The sequence below is a fragment of the Lactobacillus sp. ESL0785 genome (assembly GCF_029395455.1).
In the GTDB taxonomy this organism is placed as follows: Bacteria; Bacillota; Bacilli; order Lactobacillales; family Lactobacillaceae; genus Lactobacillus.
In genome coordinates this window covers 1,546,589-1,565,134 of the sequence record NZ_CP113916.1, presented here as the reverse complement: position 1 = coordinate 1,565,134, position 18,546 = coordinate 1,546,589, and the positions used below count along the sequence as shown (strand labels likewise).

Sequence of the window (18,546 nt, the reverse complement as noted above, 5' to 3'; positions counted from 1 at the left end):
TAGTCTATTACGATTTTGTATGTACACAAGGAGGAAGACCACATGAAGAAAAATTATAGAATTGTTAGTGCTGCTGCAGCTGCTTTATTAGCTGTTGCTCCAGTTGCTGCAAGTGCTGTTGCAACTGTTTCAGCTGCTACAAACCAAGCACCATCTACCCCAACTAATGCACCTGCTAATGCAGGCATTCCAATTACTAACGGATCAGTTACTAATAATGGTAAGGCATCAGAAGTTACTGTTAAGGTTAACGTAACTAATGCAGCAGCTCTTAAAGATGGTGATGCAGCAGCAGCTGTTGTAGCTAGCTTGGAAACACAATTAGGTACAGGCGTTACTGGTGTTACTGCTAGTGTTACTGGTACTGTTAACCCTTCAACTAACCAAGTTGATATGGCTTATATCTACGAAAGTGATGATAAGGGTAACATTGCTGATGGCGCAAAGCCAGTTGCTAAACTTGAAGCTGGTAAGACTTATGTTGCTGTTGCTCAAAATGTCGTACTTAATGGCGTAGGAGCAACTACTAAGTACATCTTTAACGGTGATAAGGGTTCAGATGGTAATGGTGTTTATGGTCATGACTTGAAGGCTAAGAACATTGCCAGTGACCCATTTACTGTTCCAGATGCTTCAAAGCAAGGTAACCCTTACTTCTACGGCAATAATGAAAAGCAAGCTGTAACATCTGGTCAAGTTAGCTTGACTCAATCAGCTAACACAGTTGCTGACTTGGCTGCAAAGATCAATGCTGCATATGTTGCAAAGGTTGATGATTCAAGTACTAATGCTGCATCTGTTTCTATTAAAGGAATTGAAAATTCTATCAAGTCAGCATTGAAAGATGCTAATGTTAAGGTAGACGACAAGGGTAACTTTGTTGCTCCTGCTAATGACTTTGTTGTTAAGGTTAATGCAATTGCAACTAACGGTAAGACTGCTACTTTGCCAGTTACTGTTCACACCATTGCTTCATCAAACAAGGATTACCCACAAATTGGTTTAATCGGTGATAAAGACAAAGATGGTAACCAAATTTACAAGGCTGGCGATGATACTGTTGAAATCAGCTCAACTTATGACTTTAACTCAACTACTGGTGCTGGTTTTAACTACTTACCTGTAAACACACCATTAACTGACACAATTATTAAGAACATTCAAGCTGCTTTCACTACTAAGATTAATGATGGCACTAATGTTGCAATTGCAACTACAGTTGATACAAGTAAGGTTAACACCAAGGTTGCCGGCAAGTACCCAGTTGTTGTTAGTGCAACTAACCCAGCTGGTTTGACTTCAAAGATTACCTTCATGTTAGCTGTTGGTGCTAAGGATGCTAAGTACAGTACTGTTCAATACGAAACTGGTATGAGCATTCCTGTATACACAATCAACGGTAACACTGTAACTGCTGAAAATGGTGTATCTATTGCTGATGGTACTCAAGTTGCTTACTACGGCGCTCCTGTAACTATTGATGGTAAGAGCTACACTCGGATCAACAAGAAGGACGGTAACGAATTCATCGAAACCAAGTACATCGATGGTTCTTACAAGCCTCAAAACAAGGTTACTAAGACTGTTATGCACGCAGCTAAGGTTTACGACAAGACTGGTAAATCAGCTTCAGCTAATGTTGCTGCTTACACTGATGTAACTGTTTACGGTGACAAGATTAAACTTGACAACGGTAAAGAAGCTTACATGATCGGTGACAACAAGTATGTTCTTGTTGGTAACATCGATGGTACTAGCCGTACTTTGACTCACAACGCTTATGTTTACAAGACAAGCAAGAAGCGTGTTGGTCACACGAAGTACTTGAAGGGTCAAACTGTAACTACTTACGGTTCTTCATACACATTCAAGAATGGCCAAGCTTACTACAGAATTGGTAAGAAGCAATACATCAAGGTTGCTAACTTTTAGTTAATTCTGAATATTAAATAGAAAAAGCGAAGGAATTTTCCTCCGCTTTTTTTTGTGTTCTAAATTTTGACTTTGGTAAATGGTAATCTTGATATTTTGCTAGTGAGCATAATAAAAATTATAAAAAATCATTCACGTATAAGCAGCTTAAAAACACTATTTTATTTTGGAAAATAAATGTTTTTTAGTGGATAGACTTGATTAATTTAAATTAACAGGTATGATGTATATTTGTGTAGTAATATCATTGTTAATTCTATATGAATATATAAACTTAAGCTTTTAAAAAATTACAAAAAGTTCTATTCAGATCACTAAAGAACAGTAAGCTTCATAAAACTGCTGTAATCGATTGGTAAGTAAAGTTGCTGTTAGTGTTATCCTTTAATAAATGGGGCTGTAATGTTGATTAAACTTTGATAATTCAGCTTTAAGTGCATCTAATGCCTTGAATAGCTTAATGCTGCATAACTGCACCTGTTAGCAAAAGACTTTAAAGCGTTACTTTTTGTTGCAACAAAAAGTAACGCTTTAAATAACAAAAACTCTCTAATACTACTTGATTAATTTTTAATAAGCGGGTATTATTAAAGTAATATATAAGTTTAATTAGGAGGACTCTAAATTGGATTTTAATTCTAAGAAAAAGTTACAAAAAGATGTGTCTAAAGCATTAAAAAACGGTAAGCTTCATAAAGCTGCTCGTAACTTACTGGTAACTACAATCGCTGCTGGTAGTGCTTTGGGCGGCTTAGCATTTGTCTCAAATGTTAACCCAAGTGCTAATAATGTAGTAGTGGCTGCTAAGAAGGCTAAGAAAGCTGTTAAGAAGGCAGCTGAAGTTAAGAGATCATCATCAGTTTACAACAAGAAGGGTAAGAAGGTAGCTGGCCACTTTAAGACGGGTAAGACCATTAAAGTTTACGGTACTAAGACTATTAAGGGTAAGAAATATTACTCATTAGGTCATGGTAAGTACATCGCTGCCAAGAACGTAAAATTAGCTAAGACGGTTACTTTTAAGAAGACATCATATGTTTTCAATAGTAAAGGTAAGCGTGTAGGCGAGAAGACCTTTAATAAGAACAAGAAGATTAAGGTATATGGTACTAAGACCATTAAAGGTAAGAAGTACTACAGTATCGGTAATGGCAAGTATGTACTTGCTTCTAATACTACGAGTGGAGCAGTTTCAACACCAACCAGCAATGGTTCAGAAGGTTCAAACGGCTCAAACAGTTCGAACACATCAAACGGTTCAAATGGCTCAAACAGTTCAACTGGTACTAATACTCCAAGTGGCAATAACACTACTGGCGGCAATACTACTCCGGGTGGCTCAACTGGTCCAAGTACTCCATCTTCAAACGGTTCAAGCTCAGCTTCTACACCATCTAATGGCTCAACACCAGCTTCGAATGGTTCAAGCTCAGCTTCTACACCATCTAATGGCTCAACACCAGCTTCAAATGGTTCAAGTTCAGCTTCTACACCATCTAATGGCTCAACACCAGCTTCGAATGGTTCAAGCTCAGCTTCTACACCATCTAATGGCTCAACACCAGCTTCAAAAGAAGACGTAACAAAAGCAGCTACAGCTATTGCTAAGAATGAACAAATTTCAAAAGGTATGTCAACTATACGTGATGCAGTCAAAGATTTGTTGACTAATTCTGGCTTTACTGCATCAAGTGCTGCTACTGATGGTACAGTTGTAGATAATATTAATGATGCTGTAAACACAATTAGTTCATTACCTGATAACTGGACTACCGGCACTGAGATGATGACTAAGATTAAACCAGTTTATAAGAATGTGGCTCATATTGCCTCACTTCTTAAGGGAACCGGTGTTAAGACAGACATTCTTAACCTGCTGGAAGGCTTGAACGAATTAAATGAAGGGATAACTGCAGAAAAGGATCAATTTAATATAATTGATCAATACTTTGCAAATTACAAAGGTAATGATCCAACAACATTGGCTGCTCAGAAAGTATGGAATGCAGAAAAACCAGGTTTCACTCAAATTTATGAATCATCAGTAAGTTTAGAAGCAGATTTAGCTAAAGTTGATCCAAATAATTCAAATAATACTATTAAAGGTACACTTGCTACTAAGTTTGGTGACATAATTGACGCTGCTAAACATTTACAAGGTGATCCAGGTTCTGATTCAACTTATCTGAAAAGGATCTTAGGTGACCTTTATGATCTATCTGAATCCCTTAATAATCAAGACATCAAGGATGATATTGCAGGTATTTTAAAAGGTTCAGATAGCTTAGCTCAAAATGCTGATAGTACAAGTGCAGACCTTGAGACTTTATATCAGAAGTTAGGATCTCTTGCAGGTAATAGTGATCCTGCATTAGATGCATTGGGTAATATAGTTTCTGAGTCACATGATGATTTAACGGCTATTAATAATTCATTAGATCTAATGAAACTTAGTCTTAAGCAACACGGATTTACTGTTGATAAAATTAAGGATAACTTTGAAGACTTCTTAACGAATGTTAAAAATGCATCTAATCCAAATTTATATGAAGGAAATATTATTGATTGGGCTAATGAAGATAAAAATAAAGTAGCCATTAAGGCTATGTATAAGGACTTTATTACTGTAGCAAAGCCTCTTGCTAACACAGCTATTAAAGCAAATGTTAATACGTATATTAAAGACATTTTAGGAGATATGAAATCAATTAGCAATAAGGTTTCAGATAATGAACTTGGCAAAGTTGATGATGCTCTTAAGAATGGTACATTTAAATGGGCAAGCATTTTAGATTTTAAATAATTAATTATTGAAACTTGAAAATTAAGACGGTAGCGATATAGTTGTTACTGTCTTTTTTATATAATTAGATAGCAATCGCTATCTTAATGGTAGACTTATTAATGCATTAATATATCATTATGAGGTAGTACAAATGAATTATCGAAGTAAACAAAGATTGGCGCAGGACATCAGCAAATCTTTAAAAAAGGGGAGACTACATAAGACGGCCCGTAATTTGTTAGTAACAACTATTGCTGCTAGTGGTGCAATAACTGGGTTGCTAGCAACACCGTATACTAATTCGTCAACTAATGTGTTGGCCAAGGTTACCAAAAAGGCAATTAAGTTTGAGTATGGCTTAGTTAATAAAAAGGTGTCTGTTCGCAATAAAAAGGGTAAGAAGTTAGCTTCTAAGGCTATTAAAAAAGGCAAAAAAGTTAAATTATATGGTACTAAGATCATTAAGGGTAAGAAATATTATTCTATTGGTCATGGGCGGTATCTTGCTGCCAAGTATGTTACTAAAGCTAAAATAGGTACTATTAAGCAGTCAAGTAATATCTTTAATAGTAAAGCTGAACAAGTTGGTAAGACTGTTTTGCAAACAGGCAAGCAGGTCATAGTTTATGGCACTAAAACAATTAAAGGTAAGAAGTACTATAATCTAGGTAACGGCAAGTATGTTGATGCAGCAGATGTCACTTTACCTGGAGAATCAAATCAAGCGAATACAGATACTAATGGTGGTACAAATACTTCGACCACTTCAGGAACTAGTGGTTCAACAGGTTTCACTTCTAACAGTACTTCCACCACCTCAGGAACGAATAGCTCGACAGGTTCCACAGCTAACAGTACTCCCACCACTTCAGGAACTAGTGGTTCAACAGGTTCCACTTCTAACAGCAATTCGACTTCATCAGGAACGAATGGTTCTGCGGGTTCCACAGCTGACAACACTTCGAGCTCATCAGGAACGAATGGCTCTGCAGGTTCCATAGCTGATAACACTTCGACCTCTTCGGGAACTAATAATTCAAGCACGACAGTACCTAATAGCTCAAGTGGGACTTCGGGTACTGAAGCTTCACATTCAGATGTTACTTCACGTGGTACTTTAGAGGTTAACCAAGGAGAAGATGTTGGATCAGCTGAAAAAGCAGTGACAGCTTTACCTGCTGGTGCAAGTGCAGCTTGGAAAGCACCAGTTGATACCAGTAAACCCGGAAGTCAATTGGCGATAGTAATCGTAACTTATCGTGATAAATCAACAAAAGAAATTCCAATTTTGGTAAACGTTAAGGCGCCAGCAGCTAAACCAACAGAAGCTAGTCAATCAAAAGTTGCGGCAAAAGGTAATATTGAAATAACTCAAGGTAATGATGTGGGTGCTGCAGCCAATGCAGTCACAGCTTTACCTACTGGTGCAAATGCGGCTTGGAAAGCGCCAGTTGATACGAGTAAAGTTGGCCCGCAACTGGCAACAGTAGTTGTGACTTTTAAGGATCATTCGATTAAGGAAATTACTGTTTTAGTAGATGTTAAGGCGCCAGCGGCTAAGCCAACAGAAGCTAGTCAATCAAAAGTTGCGGCAAAAGGCAATATTGAAATAACTCAAGGTAATGATGTGGGGGCTGCAGCCAATGCAATTACAACTTTACCTACTGGTGCAAGTGCAGCTTGGAAGAAGACTGTTGATACAAGTAAAATTGGGATACAAATTGCTTATGTTGTTGTAAGTTTTAAGGATCATTCGATTAAGGAAATCCCAATTGCAATTAATGTTAAGGCTAATGGAAAAACGGAAGCAGATATGAGTTCAGTTGCTGCTGGCAGTCCAATTAAGGTAGCACGTGGAACAGGTGTTAAATATGAACAAGCAAAGGTTGCTTTAGTTGGTTTACCAGCCAATGCAACTGCAATTTGGCAGAGTAAAGTAGACACAAGTCAAGTTGCTCCTGTGCTTGCTGTCGTTAAAGTAACCTTTCATGATGGCTCAACTAAGGAAATAGATGTTATTGTTAATGTTATAGCTTCTAAAGCCGATACATCGGATGTTAGTGCTAAATCTTTGTATGAAATCAAAAAGGGTGATCCTGCAATAGCTGCAGATGCCCTTACTGCTTTGCCAATTGGTGCTACTGCGGCTTGGAAAGATTCGGTTGATACGAAAACTGTTGGGAAAAAGAACGCTGTGGTAACTGTAACTTACGATGATGAATCTAAGAAAGATATTAAAGTTGTTGTTCTTGTTAAGGCTAATGTAACTGTTGAATCTAAAGAATTAGCTACAACTTTTAAACCGGGATTGATGGCAATTGTTAATAGTTTGGACAGTTTGCATAATGATTTAATTGCTGCAGATTGGGAAGCAATTAAGCACGATTTGCAAGATGCATTAACTAATGCGCATAAATTTCCACTTGGTTGGCCTGGTATCTCTGCAGGTATTCATGCAGTAAATCCTGTTTATAACAAGCTAGTTGATATTGCTGAGATATTGGTTACGAAAAAGATTAACAATGATCTAGTAACATTTTTGAATGGGTTGCAAGCAGTAGTTACTAATACTAATTCAGCTACAATTGAACAAGTTAATGATCTTTGTGGTGTCTTTGAAAGTTATCAAGGTACTAATGAGACAATGTTAAAGCTTAAGGATGTAGTGACTGCTTTACATCCTGGTTTAGATACAGTTATGGATTCGTTAAGTCAGTTAAACAATGATCTGACATCTAAACAGTATCAAAATATTGTAAGTAATGTGAATGACTTTTTAGTTAAGACAGCTAGTTTGCCAGCAACATTTACTGATGCAATTACTAGTGGGTCAAGTATATTAACTGCAATGTATAATGATGCATGCGCAATTGTAGCTGACTTAAAGAATTCTAAATTAGACCTGAGTAATCTTTTTAGTGGTCTTAAGACAATTAAAGATAGTTTGACGGGTAATCATTTAATTAACCTTGAAGATCTTAACAATCAAGTTGAAAATTATACAGGTTCCGATGATACTCTAATTAAGATCCGTGACTTAGCAAAATTATTGCATCAAGATTTGTTTGATCTTAAAGATGAATTTGCAGCAATTGATACAGCTGCTGCAGGTATTAATTTAACAGATATTAATGCAGCTTTCCAGGATTTAATGACACAGACTGATAAAATGCCAGCTAGTGTTGGTATGACCCAAGATCAATACTTAAGTTTTGTTGATTGGGCTAGTTCTAATCCTGATACGGTTGAATCAATTTATAAGGATGTTGCAAAAATACTTGTGCCGTATACGACACAAGAAATTAACGATCAAATAATTAAGATTATTAGTAGTCTGCAAGGCATTAACCAGAAGATGGATTTAAGTAAGCAGCAAGAGTTAGATGCCATTTATGAAGCTTTAGAAAATGGTACTTTTGCATGGTTGAATAATCTTGATAAGCCAGCAAAGGCTAATCCGGCTCCTCATCCTGTGACGCCTGATCATAATGCAACTGAAGCAGAACAATCTGATATAGCATCTAAGGGAACAATTAAGATAGTTCAAGGTGGCGAGATTGGCAATGCTGCAGATGCAGTGACGGCTTTACCTGCTGGAGCAACAGCAGCTTGGGAGGATTCTGTTGACACTCGTCAAGTTGGTCCGCAAATAGCAATAGTTATTGTAACTTTTAAGGATGGTTCGACTAAAGAAGTTCCTGTCTTAGTTGAAGTTATTAAACCAGCAGCAGCTCCTACTGAAGCTTCTCAATCTACTGTAACAGCTAAGAATAATGGCTTAATTCAAGTAAAACAGGGTGAAAGTGTTGGCAGCGCTGCAGATGCAGTAACAGCTTTACCTGCTGATGCAAGTGCTGCTTGGAAAACGCCAGTTGATACGAGTAAAGTTGGCCCACAAATAGCAATAGTTATCGTTGCTTTTAAGGATCACTCAACTAAAGAAATCACTATACTGGTTGAAGTTACAAGTAAGCCTACCGAGGCTGAAACAACTACTGTTTCTGCTAAGGATTCAATTCAAGTAGAACAGGGTACAAGTATTGGCAATGCCGCAGATGCATTAAACAACTTACCTACTGATGCAAGTGCTGCTTGGAAAATGCCAGTTGATACGAGTAAGGTTGGCCCGCAAATAGCAATAATTATCGTTGCTTTTAATGATGGTTCGACTAAAGAAGTTCCTGTCTTAGTTAATGTGACAGCTCGTCTTACAGCAGCAGATAAATCAACAGTTACAGCTAATAAACCGATTGAAGTTGCTAAAGGTGGCACTATTAGTGATGAAATGATCAGGAGTAGTTTGAGTGATTTGCCATCAGATGCAAAAGTTGAACTTATCACTGCTGTTGATACTACCCAACTTGGTCTAATAATTGCTACAGTTAAAATTACATTTAGTGATAATTCAATTAAAACTATTCCTGTTATAGTTAATGTTATTGCACAAGGAACAACTGATGCTGATACTTCAAATGTAGTTGCTCAGGGCACAGTCCCGGCTGTACACAATGTTATCTTAGCTGATGCAGAGGCTACTAAAGGATTATCGTCATTACCCAATGGTGCCAAGGTAAAATGGAAGGATCCTGTTAATACTAGTGAACTTGGTCCGCAATTAGCGGTTGTAACAGTTATCTTTGGTGATGGTTCGACTAAGGAGATAACCGTCTTGGTTAATGTTGTAGCTTCACAAGCTGATACTTCGAATGTCCAATCAAACGGCACACTAACGGCTACTAGAGGGCGAGCTATCGTGGATGCTTTTAAAGCAGTAACAGATTTACCTGATAATGCAACAGCAGCTTGGAAGACATCGGTAGATACTTCTTCAGCAGGCTTAACAACTGGAATAGTAACAGTTACTTACAGTGATGGTTCGACTAAAGATATTTCAATTACAATTAATGTCCAAGATAATTTGATTGTGGATGTTACTGATGCCGCAATAGCTGCTAAACCCGGATTGACAGCCTTGTATAATAAGTTAGTTGATCTAAGTAGTAAGCTGGCCGATGGTGATCATAAAACGGCCAAAAAAGATGTTGATAAATTATTGCAAGAAATGGGTAATTTACCATCAACATGGACTAGTGGCTGGGAGATGTTAGCACCGCTTAGTTCAGTTTATAATGGCTTAGTTACAGTAGCTAAAGATTTAGTTAACATTGATGCAAACTCTGATTTGACGGCTATTTTTTCTGCTATGACAACAATTAGCAGCAGTATAGATTCGGTTAAGCGTATAGGACTTAATAATGTACTTACAGCTATAACGAATTATACTGGAAATAACAGTTCATTAAAGATACTTGCAGCCTTAATGAAAGCTTGGAGTCCGAGTTTGTCAAAAATCTTTACCGCTTTAGAAGCTATCCAATCTCATATAACATCAGATCAAGCGCAGGATGTCCAAACAAAATTTAATTCTTTTGTATTGCAATTAAAAGACTTGCCACATTTGTCTGGTAGCCCTGTAGATATTTTCACAATGGGACTTTATGCAAAAAAATTTGATATAATTTATAATCTTGGTAGTGACATCTTGGATGATTTAAAGAATGCAGAACCAGATATTGCTAATTTATTCAAGGTGATTGATCAGGTTAAAGGTAACTTTACTGGTGATCAAGTTAAAGAATTAACAGAGCTGTATACTTCTTCAGAGAATTATACTGGTACTGATCCGACTCTTAAGCAGGTCAGTGGACTTGCAACATTGTTGGATCCGGATGCTACTAAGTTATTTAGTGCAGCTAGGAAAATTATTACTAGTTCAGCGGGAGCTGATTTTGCAAGTGTTGCTACAACGTATCAAGAGATGATGTCGGAATTTGCTCAATTACCTAAAACAGCTAATGAAAAAAATCCAAGTACTGGCAAGCCGTATAATAGTATTTCAATAGCTTCAGATAACTTAGAGGCTATTAAAGCTATCTATAACGATATGAAGGCAATTTCTAGGGTCTTTGATGCTGCAGGAATTAATTCCCAGGCGCAAACTATTCAGGATAGTCTTGTAGATATTATCGATAAGTTAAGTACAAAAGAGCAAATTCTAAATGACCTCTATGGTGCTTTAGAGAATGGTAAATTACCATTTTTGTCAGAACTTTAAAATAAATTAATTACTTTTTAAAACGGTAACGAGTCAGTCGTTGCCGTTTTTTGTGCTAACTAAAAAAGTGCCATCATGTAAGCGGTAAAAAAACAATCAAAAGTATCAAAATAATTAAATAATTTTCAAAGTAATAAAAATAACAAAAATTATAACAAAATTTTGTTAAAAATAAAATTAATGATAGAATTTTACCACTTAAAATAAATAACATATTAAGTAACAAGAACTATGATTTTATCATATGATAACGCTTGACTATTTTTTACTAATAGTTATTATTGAAGTGAAATATAAGATTAATTAGGAGGACTCTAAATTGGATTTTAATTCTAAGAAAAAGTTACAAAAAGATGTGTCTAAAGCATTAAAAAACGGTAAGCTTCATAAAGCTGCTCGTAACTTACTGGTAACTACAATCGCTGCGGGTAGTGCTTTGGGCGGCTTAGCATTTGTCTCAAATGTTAACCCGAGTGCTAATACTGTAGTAGTGGCTGCTAAGAAAGCCGTTAAGAAGGCTAAGGCTGCTGAAGTTAAGAGATCATCAGCAGTTTACAACAAGAAGGGCAAGAAGGTAGCCGGCCACTTTAAGAAGGGTAAGACCATTAAAGTTTACGGTACTAAGACTATTAAGGGTAAGAAATATTACTCATTAGGTCATGGTAAGTACATAGCTGCCAAGAACGTGAAATTAGCTAAGACGGTTACTCTTAAGAAGACATCATATATTTTCAATAGTAAGGGTAAGCGTGTAGGCGAGAAGACCTTTAATAAGAACAAGAAGATTAAGGTATATGGTACTAAGACCATTAAAGGTAAGAAGTACTACAGTATTGGTAATGGCAAGTATGTACTTGCTGCTAATACTACGAGCGGAGCAGTTTCAACACCAACCAGCAATGGTTCAAAGGGTTCAAATAGTTCGAACTCATCAAACGGTTCAAATGGCTCAAACAATTCAACTGGTACTAACACTCCAAGTGGTAATACTGCTCCGGGAGGTTCAAATACTAATACTCAAGATGGTGTTTACTTTGTAAGAACTGTTTCAGATGATAATACACCAATTACTTCAGATACAATTGATATGGGTTCAAAAGGAAGCATTGATTCATTAGTTGCTTTGATTAAGTCAGAGTATGCACCTAAGATTGATGTTGAGGGTGCCACTGTTGCTTGGGATGAAGCTTCTCTTGAATCAGATATTAAAGCATCACTAAAAGCAAGTAATGTCACTGTTGACGACAAAGGCTATTTTGAAGCTCCAGCTAAAGCTTTTGATATTAAATTAAAAGCAACGGCATCAAATGGTAAAGTAGCCACACTAACAATTACGGTTAATGTTCCTAAATCAGATTCAAATACTAATAATACTCAAGATGGTGTTTACTTTGTAAGAACTGTTTCAGATGATAATACACCAATTACTTCAGATTCAATTGATATGGGTTCAAAGGGAAGTATTGATTCATTAGTTGCTTTGATTAAGTCAGAGTATGCACCTAAGATTGATGTTGAGGGTGCCACTGTTGCTTGGGATGAAGCTTCTCTTGAATCAGATATTAAAGCATCACTAAAAGCAAGTAATGTCACTGTTGACGACAAAGGCTATTTTGAAGCTCCAGCTAAAGCTTTTGATATTAAGCTAAAAGCAACGGCATCAAATGGTAAAGTAGCTACACTAACAATTACAGTTAATGTTCCTAAATCAGATTCAAATGATTCAGAAGGTTCAAGTAGTGAAAGTCAAACTGCAGGTGATATTACTGTTAAGTTCGTAACAACAGATGGAACAACGGATACTCCAGTATTGGATATGGATAATGTTACTATTCCAGGAGCAGGTCATAAAGTTGGCGATGCAGTAGGTGAAAAATTCTTAGATGCTTTTATACAAGCAGAAGGACGTAGCGTCTACAAATTAGCAACTGGCACTGACTTACATGGTAAGACTCAGGGGTTAACTGGAGATAGTAAGTTTACTAAAGCTGGTCAAACAGTAACAGTATATCTAACTAAGCAAGATGCTAAGAAGATTACAGTTAAGTTTGTTAACCCTGATGGCAGTCCAGTAGCAGGATTAAACAGTGTAAACTTAATGCCAACTGCAAATCAAAAAGCAGGTGATATAGTTGACTTAAAGACTGATGCAGCAATTATCTCGGCCTTAGGCAGTAATTATCGTTTAGCTGAGGATAATGAAATTACAGACACCACTAATTCATATAAGAAACAACCAAAAGTCGAATTTAAGGGTAAGGAACAAACGATTACTGTTTATGTAGTAAAAGCACAATAGACAAAATAAAAGTAACAGTTCCAACTACTGATATTAATAAGTATGGTAAATTGTCAGAACTTTAAAATAGAATAATTCCCCTTTAAAACGGTAACGAGTCAGTCGTTGCCGTTTTTTTGTGCTAGTCAAAGTAGCTGACTAAAAAGTTCACTTTTTCAAAATTTTCACTATGCAAGCGGTACCAAATTTAGTATAATTTGATAAGTAAAAAATAATTAAAGGAGGAAATTAATTTGCCGAAAGCGACAAATCAAGGTTGGCACCTGCCGACTACCCCAGAATATCGTCAATGGTCGAAAGCCAAGCTCCGTGAGCGAATAGGCCATGACCAGAAGTTAGATAATTATTTAGTTAGGAATCAGAATTATTATATCAATGCTAATACGCTTGCTCTTTATGAGTTTCAAAAGAAACCATTACTGGGTAAGTATAAGAGTGTCTTGTTTGATGCTGAAGCAGGAATTATTCTTAGTGAACGCAGCAGTCAGGCATTGATTACGGCTTTTTGCAGGCAGAATTTGTTGACAGGGTTGGAATTTCAGCGCGAATTATCAGTTAAGCTGCATTTGCAGGCGCATTATGTGATTGCAACTGGTAAGTTAGCGTTCTTCTCCATGCGCAGTTATACAACGGGAGCGGTTGATTGGGTAGCCTTGCACCAGATGAATGAGTATCGTTCGTTAGGTAAGCGGGCAATTGCATTTGAGTCAGTCAAGCTTGGCGGAATTAGGTATACCTTTTCTTTTTATCATTGTAGTCGCTACATTAGTTCTCAAGTCTGCAATAGTGTCTACTATAATCATGCGGTGTGGCAATTAGGGACGATGCATTTAGGATCATTAGGGTGGCAGGTTAGACGAACGCAGAGCAAGTCGATGATTGATCAGAAGCAGTATTTTGAACCAGCACCATCTCTAAATAATTTTTCGCTTAAGCAAGTCTGGCAAGAGTTACTAGATAAGCAGCACGCTCGTTATGGTGCTTACCTGACAGATTATTATGAATTAGCTTCCATTCAGGAGGCGCACTGCTTTGTTTATCTGTTAAGTCGGCGACCAGATACTTTATATTAGTGCATTATAGTCTGAGTAAGACTTCATTGTTTGAAGTTCTGTGTCAGACTATTTTTTTACACTTTTTTCATCCAGTAAGTAACTTGAATTTGAGCTAGATGGTATTAATTAATATCTAAAATAACAAATTAAACATTACGATAATATTAACTGTTATCGCTTACTTTTATTGCTTTTAATAATTACCAGTAACTTGCTAATCTAATAGTGCACAAGCGTTTGTGACAAAATTGAAAATGAGGAATGTCACACAATGAAGATTAGTAAGCAGGCTTTTTTAGCCGCCTGGGAAAATCAAAAATTAGTTAGGGGTGCACTTAAGACAGCGCATGTTAGACGGGACTATAATAATTATGACGACTTATTACAGGAAGGAATATTTGTCTATGCAACAGAACTTGCTCAAGGGCAGCCATTGACGAGAGAAGAAATTGATCGGCGGAGTTTTCGCAAGATTATCTGGCGTACACTAGACTTGCTGCGTAAGAATCAATTAGTGCAAGAACGGCAGACAGATCTGCTGGCAGCACAAAATTTGCGGCAGATGCATTCTTGGGATAATTATCTAGCTTTAGAAAAGGAAATTCCCCAGATGACAGCTTTAGAAGCAGTAATCTTTTATCGCCATTTACTAGCTGGTGAGACGATAACGGAGATAGCAGCTGCTAGCGGCGTGACGCGAGTACAATTGCAACGGATTAAGCGCCGTTTAATTAATCATTTACGTCAAACTTTAGAAATCTCGTCAAACTTTTTGTAATAAAATTATGAACAATATTACTTTTTGACTACAAATAATTGGAAGCTATTGTCTAGAACATGATAGCTCGATACAATAAAGATGTTGATTAAGGAGGAAATTCAATTTATGAGAAATAGTTTTATCACTGGTGTTGCTGCGGCCACATTATTGACCGTTGCTGCACCAGTTACCAACAACTTAATGGCTAATTCTCCAGCACGTGCTGAGAAAGTGTCAGCTGCTACAGCAACTGATAGTCAGGCAACCTTTTTAAATACTGCTGTTAAGCAGGCTCAGAAGGTAGCTAAGAAGTACGGCTTATATCCGTCAGTAATGATTGCGCAGGCGATTGTAGAATCAGATTGGGGCCAATCTGGCTTAGCAGTTAATGCCAATAATTTATTCGGGATTAAGGCTGATACAGACTGGACTGGTGCTGTTTATACTTCTAAAACACGTGAAGAAGACAAAAACGGCAAGAGCTATTATGTTAATGCTAAATTCCGTAAGTATTCAAGTTACCAAGGTTCCTTTGATGATAACGGCAAAAAGCTGCGTGAAGGTGTTACCTGGCAACCTGACCGTTATCAAGGAGCTTGGCTTGAGAATGCAGCCACTTATGGCGATGCCACTAAGGCGCTGACTGGTACATATGCCACTGCTCATAATTACAATACAATTTTGAATACAAGAATTACTGCTTCTGACTTGACCCAATATGATCCGAAGATTTCAAATGTCAGTGGTTCTTATACCGTTAAGAAGAACAGCGCAACTTATGCATGGCCGACTGATCATTCAATTTCTGCTAAAACTGACACAATTAATAAAGGTGATAATGTTACCGTTACTAAGACGATCACTTTTTATAATGGTAAGAAGAGAATGTACGTTGCTGGTAAAGGCTGGGTTAATGGCTCCGCATTAAATCTTGGCAGTGCCTTGCCACCAGCTTCTCATGCTCCTCAAGGTGCAGTTAAGGTCAATAAGACTTTAATGCATAATGCTTATGTTTATAATGCAAAAGGTAATCGAGTTAAGGGGATGAAGCCCCTGAAATCTGGCACTGAAGGCAAAACTGTCGGTACCTATGGCAGTAAGACAATTAATGGCAAGAAATATTACCGGATTGGTGTTAACCAATATCTTGCCGCTGGCAATATTGACGGTACAATGCGTATCTTAAAGCATGATTCTTATATTTATAATGATTATGGCAATCATGATAGTAATAAGAAGGAAAAAGCAGGTAAGTCAATTGCTACTTTTGGCGGCACGGTGACAATTTATGGTAATAAGTATTACCGGGTTGGTATTCATCAATATCTCAAGAAGAGCAGTTTTTAATGATTAAGTGTTTATAATAAGGAATGAAAATTTTTAGATGAAGATAAAGAAACTAATAACTACTGTCGCTATCGGAGTAGGTTTAGTTACGCCTATTTTTGGTGTTAGCCAGCACCAAGTTATAAACGCTGCGTCAATTAATTCAAGTGCGAAAAAAGAAAGTTATGGTGGGGTTACCTATCTGTATAAAATGCTTAAGGCTGAAGGAATTAAGTATAATAAGTTTACTGTTGATAATAAAATTCACTATCGTAAAGGTAAGCCTGAAGGGATTGTCATTCATGAAACAGCCACGCCAAATGCGAGTGCACACGATGAAGCAATCTACTTTAACCGAACATGGCAAGAAATGGATTCCTACGTTCATGCTTTTGTTGACCACAAGCATGTTATCCAAATGACGACACCTAAGTATGGTGTCTGGGGTGCTGGTCCAGTTGCCAATAATCGCTTTTTTCAAATTGAATTATGCGAAGAAAATTCGCGGAAGAATTTTGTCAAAAGTGTTAATAACGATGCAATTTATGCTGCCAAGATTTTGCACCGTTATCATTTACAGCCTAATAATGCGGTTAATGACGGTAAGGGTACTATCTGGTCGCACCATGCAGTTAGTCGCTTTTTAGGTGGGACAAATCATACTGATCCAGATGGCTATTTTGCTAAATGGGGTTACTCAATGGGGCAGTTTTATCATTTAATTAAGTATTATTATAATATGCAAGATGATGAAACTGATTCGGCACTGGAAGCAGTTGAGGTTACTCCTAATCCTATAGAAAATAGTACTAGTGATAATGCGATTGCCGCTTCAGCTTCTCAAGCTTCAACAAATAAACAAGTATTAATGCATGATGCATATATTTATGATAAGCAGGGTAAGAGAACAGCTGCTAAGCTACAAATCGCTGGTAGTAAGGTAACTGTGGTTGGTAGTGAAATGATTAAAGGCCGAAAATATTTACAAGTTGGCGATAATGAATATGTTGTTGCCAGCAATATTAATGGGGTAATGCGTCACTTAACACATAATGCTTATGTCTATGATACGACTGGGTTGCGTGTGCAGCACCCAACTTTAAAGTATGGTCAAAAGCTCCGAACTTATGGCAGTCAAGTGAAGATTGGCGGTACTAAGTATTATCAGATTAATGTTGGCGAATTTGTCAAAGCACGTAATTTTTAATTAATTTATTACATAATAAAACCACTACGATAAATTTCTCGTGGTGGTTTTTGTGTACGGACGTAAAGATTTTTAGGCTAGGTCTACTGCTAATTATTTGATGATGCTTTAGCTTGAGCCAAGACGGCCATCACCGCAACACTGTGGTCGTATAATTCATTAGCAGTTTTTACATCGTGATGATCAATAATATTAACAAAATCGGTAAATTCACTAGCCATTCTGTGTGGGAATTGGTTAAGGTTAACTTGCTTTTTTGCGCCAGAGCGCATTTCCACAGTAAAGCTGTCAAGCACACCAGTGGAACCGTCAAAGTAGATGGTTCCCTTTTCGCCTTCGATAAATGATCGCGGTGTTGCGTAGCAATCCTTAGCAGCAATTAAAGTTGCTTGTTTATCTGGATAAGCCAAGTTTAAGATACCTGAAGTGTCAATCTGCTTTTGCATAACTGGATAGTACTGAACTTGTTCAGGTTTGCCGAAAAGACCAACAGCAAGATGAATATTATAGATGTTCAGATCAGTTAATGTACCGCCGCCCTTAGCGGGATCAAATACAGGTGCAATATTACCTTTCAGGAAATTATCGTAGCGACTTGAATATTGAGTGTAATTAAGGGCAACGATATGAATTGGGCCAATTTTGGGTAGCAGCTGCTTAATTGCCTGATAGTTAGGCAAGTGAATGTTAGTGATTGCTTCTACAATAATAACATCGTGTTGGTCAGCTAATTGCTTTAATTCGATGGCTTCGGCAGTTGTGTCAACATAAGGCTTTTCACAAATAACATTTTTACCAGCCATAACTGCTTTTTTGACCACAGCATAGTGCAAGGAGTTAGGAACAGCAACATAAATAGTGTCGACATTCGGGTCATGATAGAGACGGTCGTTATCGGCAAAGACTTCCTTAATGCCATATTGCTTAGCTAAATCACGGGCAATCTGCTCACTGCGTTTAGTAGTGGAAATTGCCATTAATTCTAGACCGGTAATTTGGTTAGCAGTTGTTAAAAAGTCATGGACGATTTTTCCACTGCCAATAATCCCTAATTTCATTTTAAAACC

Annotated in this window: 9 protein-coding genes; 8 read left to right on the top strand and 1 reads right to left on the bottom strand. The window is 37.2% G+C overall.

Annotated elements, in window-relative coordinates:
* Positions 1–42 precede the first annotated feature (42 nt).
* From OZY43_RS07430 to OZY43_RS07395, 8 genes are all read left to right on the top strand, one after another.
* On the top strand, positions 43–1,932 hold the full coding sequence (locus OZY43_RS07430; RefSeq protein WP_277164562.1) for an SLAP domain-containing protein: 1,890 nt from the start codon (positions 43–45) through the stop codon (positions 1,930–1,932).
* A 625-nt stretch (positions 1,933–2,557) separates the two neighbouring features.
* The gene (locus tag OZY43_RS07425) at positions 2,558–4,735 is read left to right on the top strand and encodes an SLAP domain-containing protein (RefSeq protein WP_277164560.1); all 2,178 of its coding nucleotides are present in this window, start codon (positions 2,558–2,560) and stop codon (positions 4,733–4,735) included.
* Positions 4,736–4,868: 133 nt separating this feature from the next.
* Positions 4,869–10,832: a Rib/alpha-like domain-containing protein gene (locus tag OZY43_RS07420; RefSeq protein WP_277164558.1), complete on the top strand. Its 5,964-nt coding sequence runs from the start codon at positions 4,869–4,871 to the stop codon at positions 10,830–10,832.
* A gap of 319 nt (positions 10,833–11,151) precedes the next feature.
* Positions 11,152–13,131, top strand: a complete 1,980-nt coding sequence (locus OZY43_RS07415) for an SLAP domain-containing protein (RefSeq protein ID WP_277164556.1) — start codon at positions 11,152–11,154, stop codon at positions 13,129–13,131.
* A 233-nt stretch (positions 13,132–13,364) separates the two neighbouring features.
* Positions 13,365–14,204, top strand: coding sequence for a hypothetical protein (locus OZY43_RS07410; protein ID WP_277164554.1), 840 nt, complete (start codon positions 13,365–13,367; stop codon positions 14,202–14,204).
* 253 nt (positions 14,205–14,457) lie between these two features.
* Positions 14,458–14,964 (top strand): sigma-70 family RNA polymerase sigma factor, encoded by a 507-nt coding sequence (locus OZY43_RS07405; RefSeq protein ID WP_277164552.1) that lies wholly within the window; start codon positions 14,458–14,460, stop codon positions 14,962–14,964.
* Between the two features lie 108 nt (positions 14,965–15,072).
* The gene (locus tag OZY43_RS07400) at positions 15,073–16,293 is read left to right on the top strand and encodes a glucosaminidase domain-containing protein (RefSeq protein ID WP_277164550.1); all 1,221 of its coding nucleotides are present in this window, start codon (positions 15,073–15,075) and stop codon (positions 16,291–16,293) included.
* A 37-nt stretch (positions 16,294–16,330) separates the two neighbouring features.
* Positions 16,331–17,479 carry an SLAP domain-containing protein gene (locus OZY43_RS07395; RefSeq protein WP_277164548.1) on the top strand — a complete coding sequence of 383 codons (1,149 nt, stop codon included), beginning with the start codon at positions 16,331–16,333 and terminating at the stop codon, positions 17,477–17,479.
* 89 nt (positions 17,480–17,568) lie between these two features.
* On the opposite strand, the gene OZY43_RS07390 is transcribed toward OZY43_RS07395, so the two are convergent.
* Positions 17,569–18,537 carry a Gfo/Idh/MocA family oxidoreductase gene (locus OZY43_RS07390; RefSeq protein WP_277164546.1) on the bottom strand — a complete coding sequence of 323 codons (969 nt, stop codon included), beginning with the start codon at positions 18,535–18,537 and terminating at the stop codon, positions 17,569–17,571.
* Between the last annotated feature and the right edge of the window lie 9 nt (positions 18,538–18,546).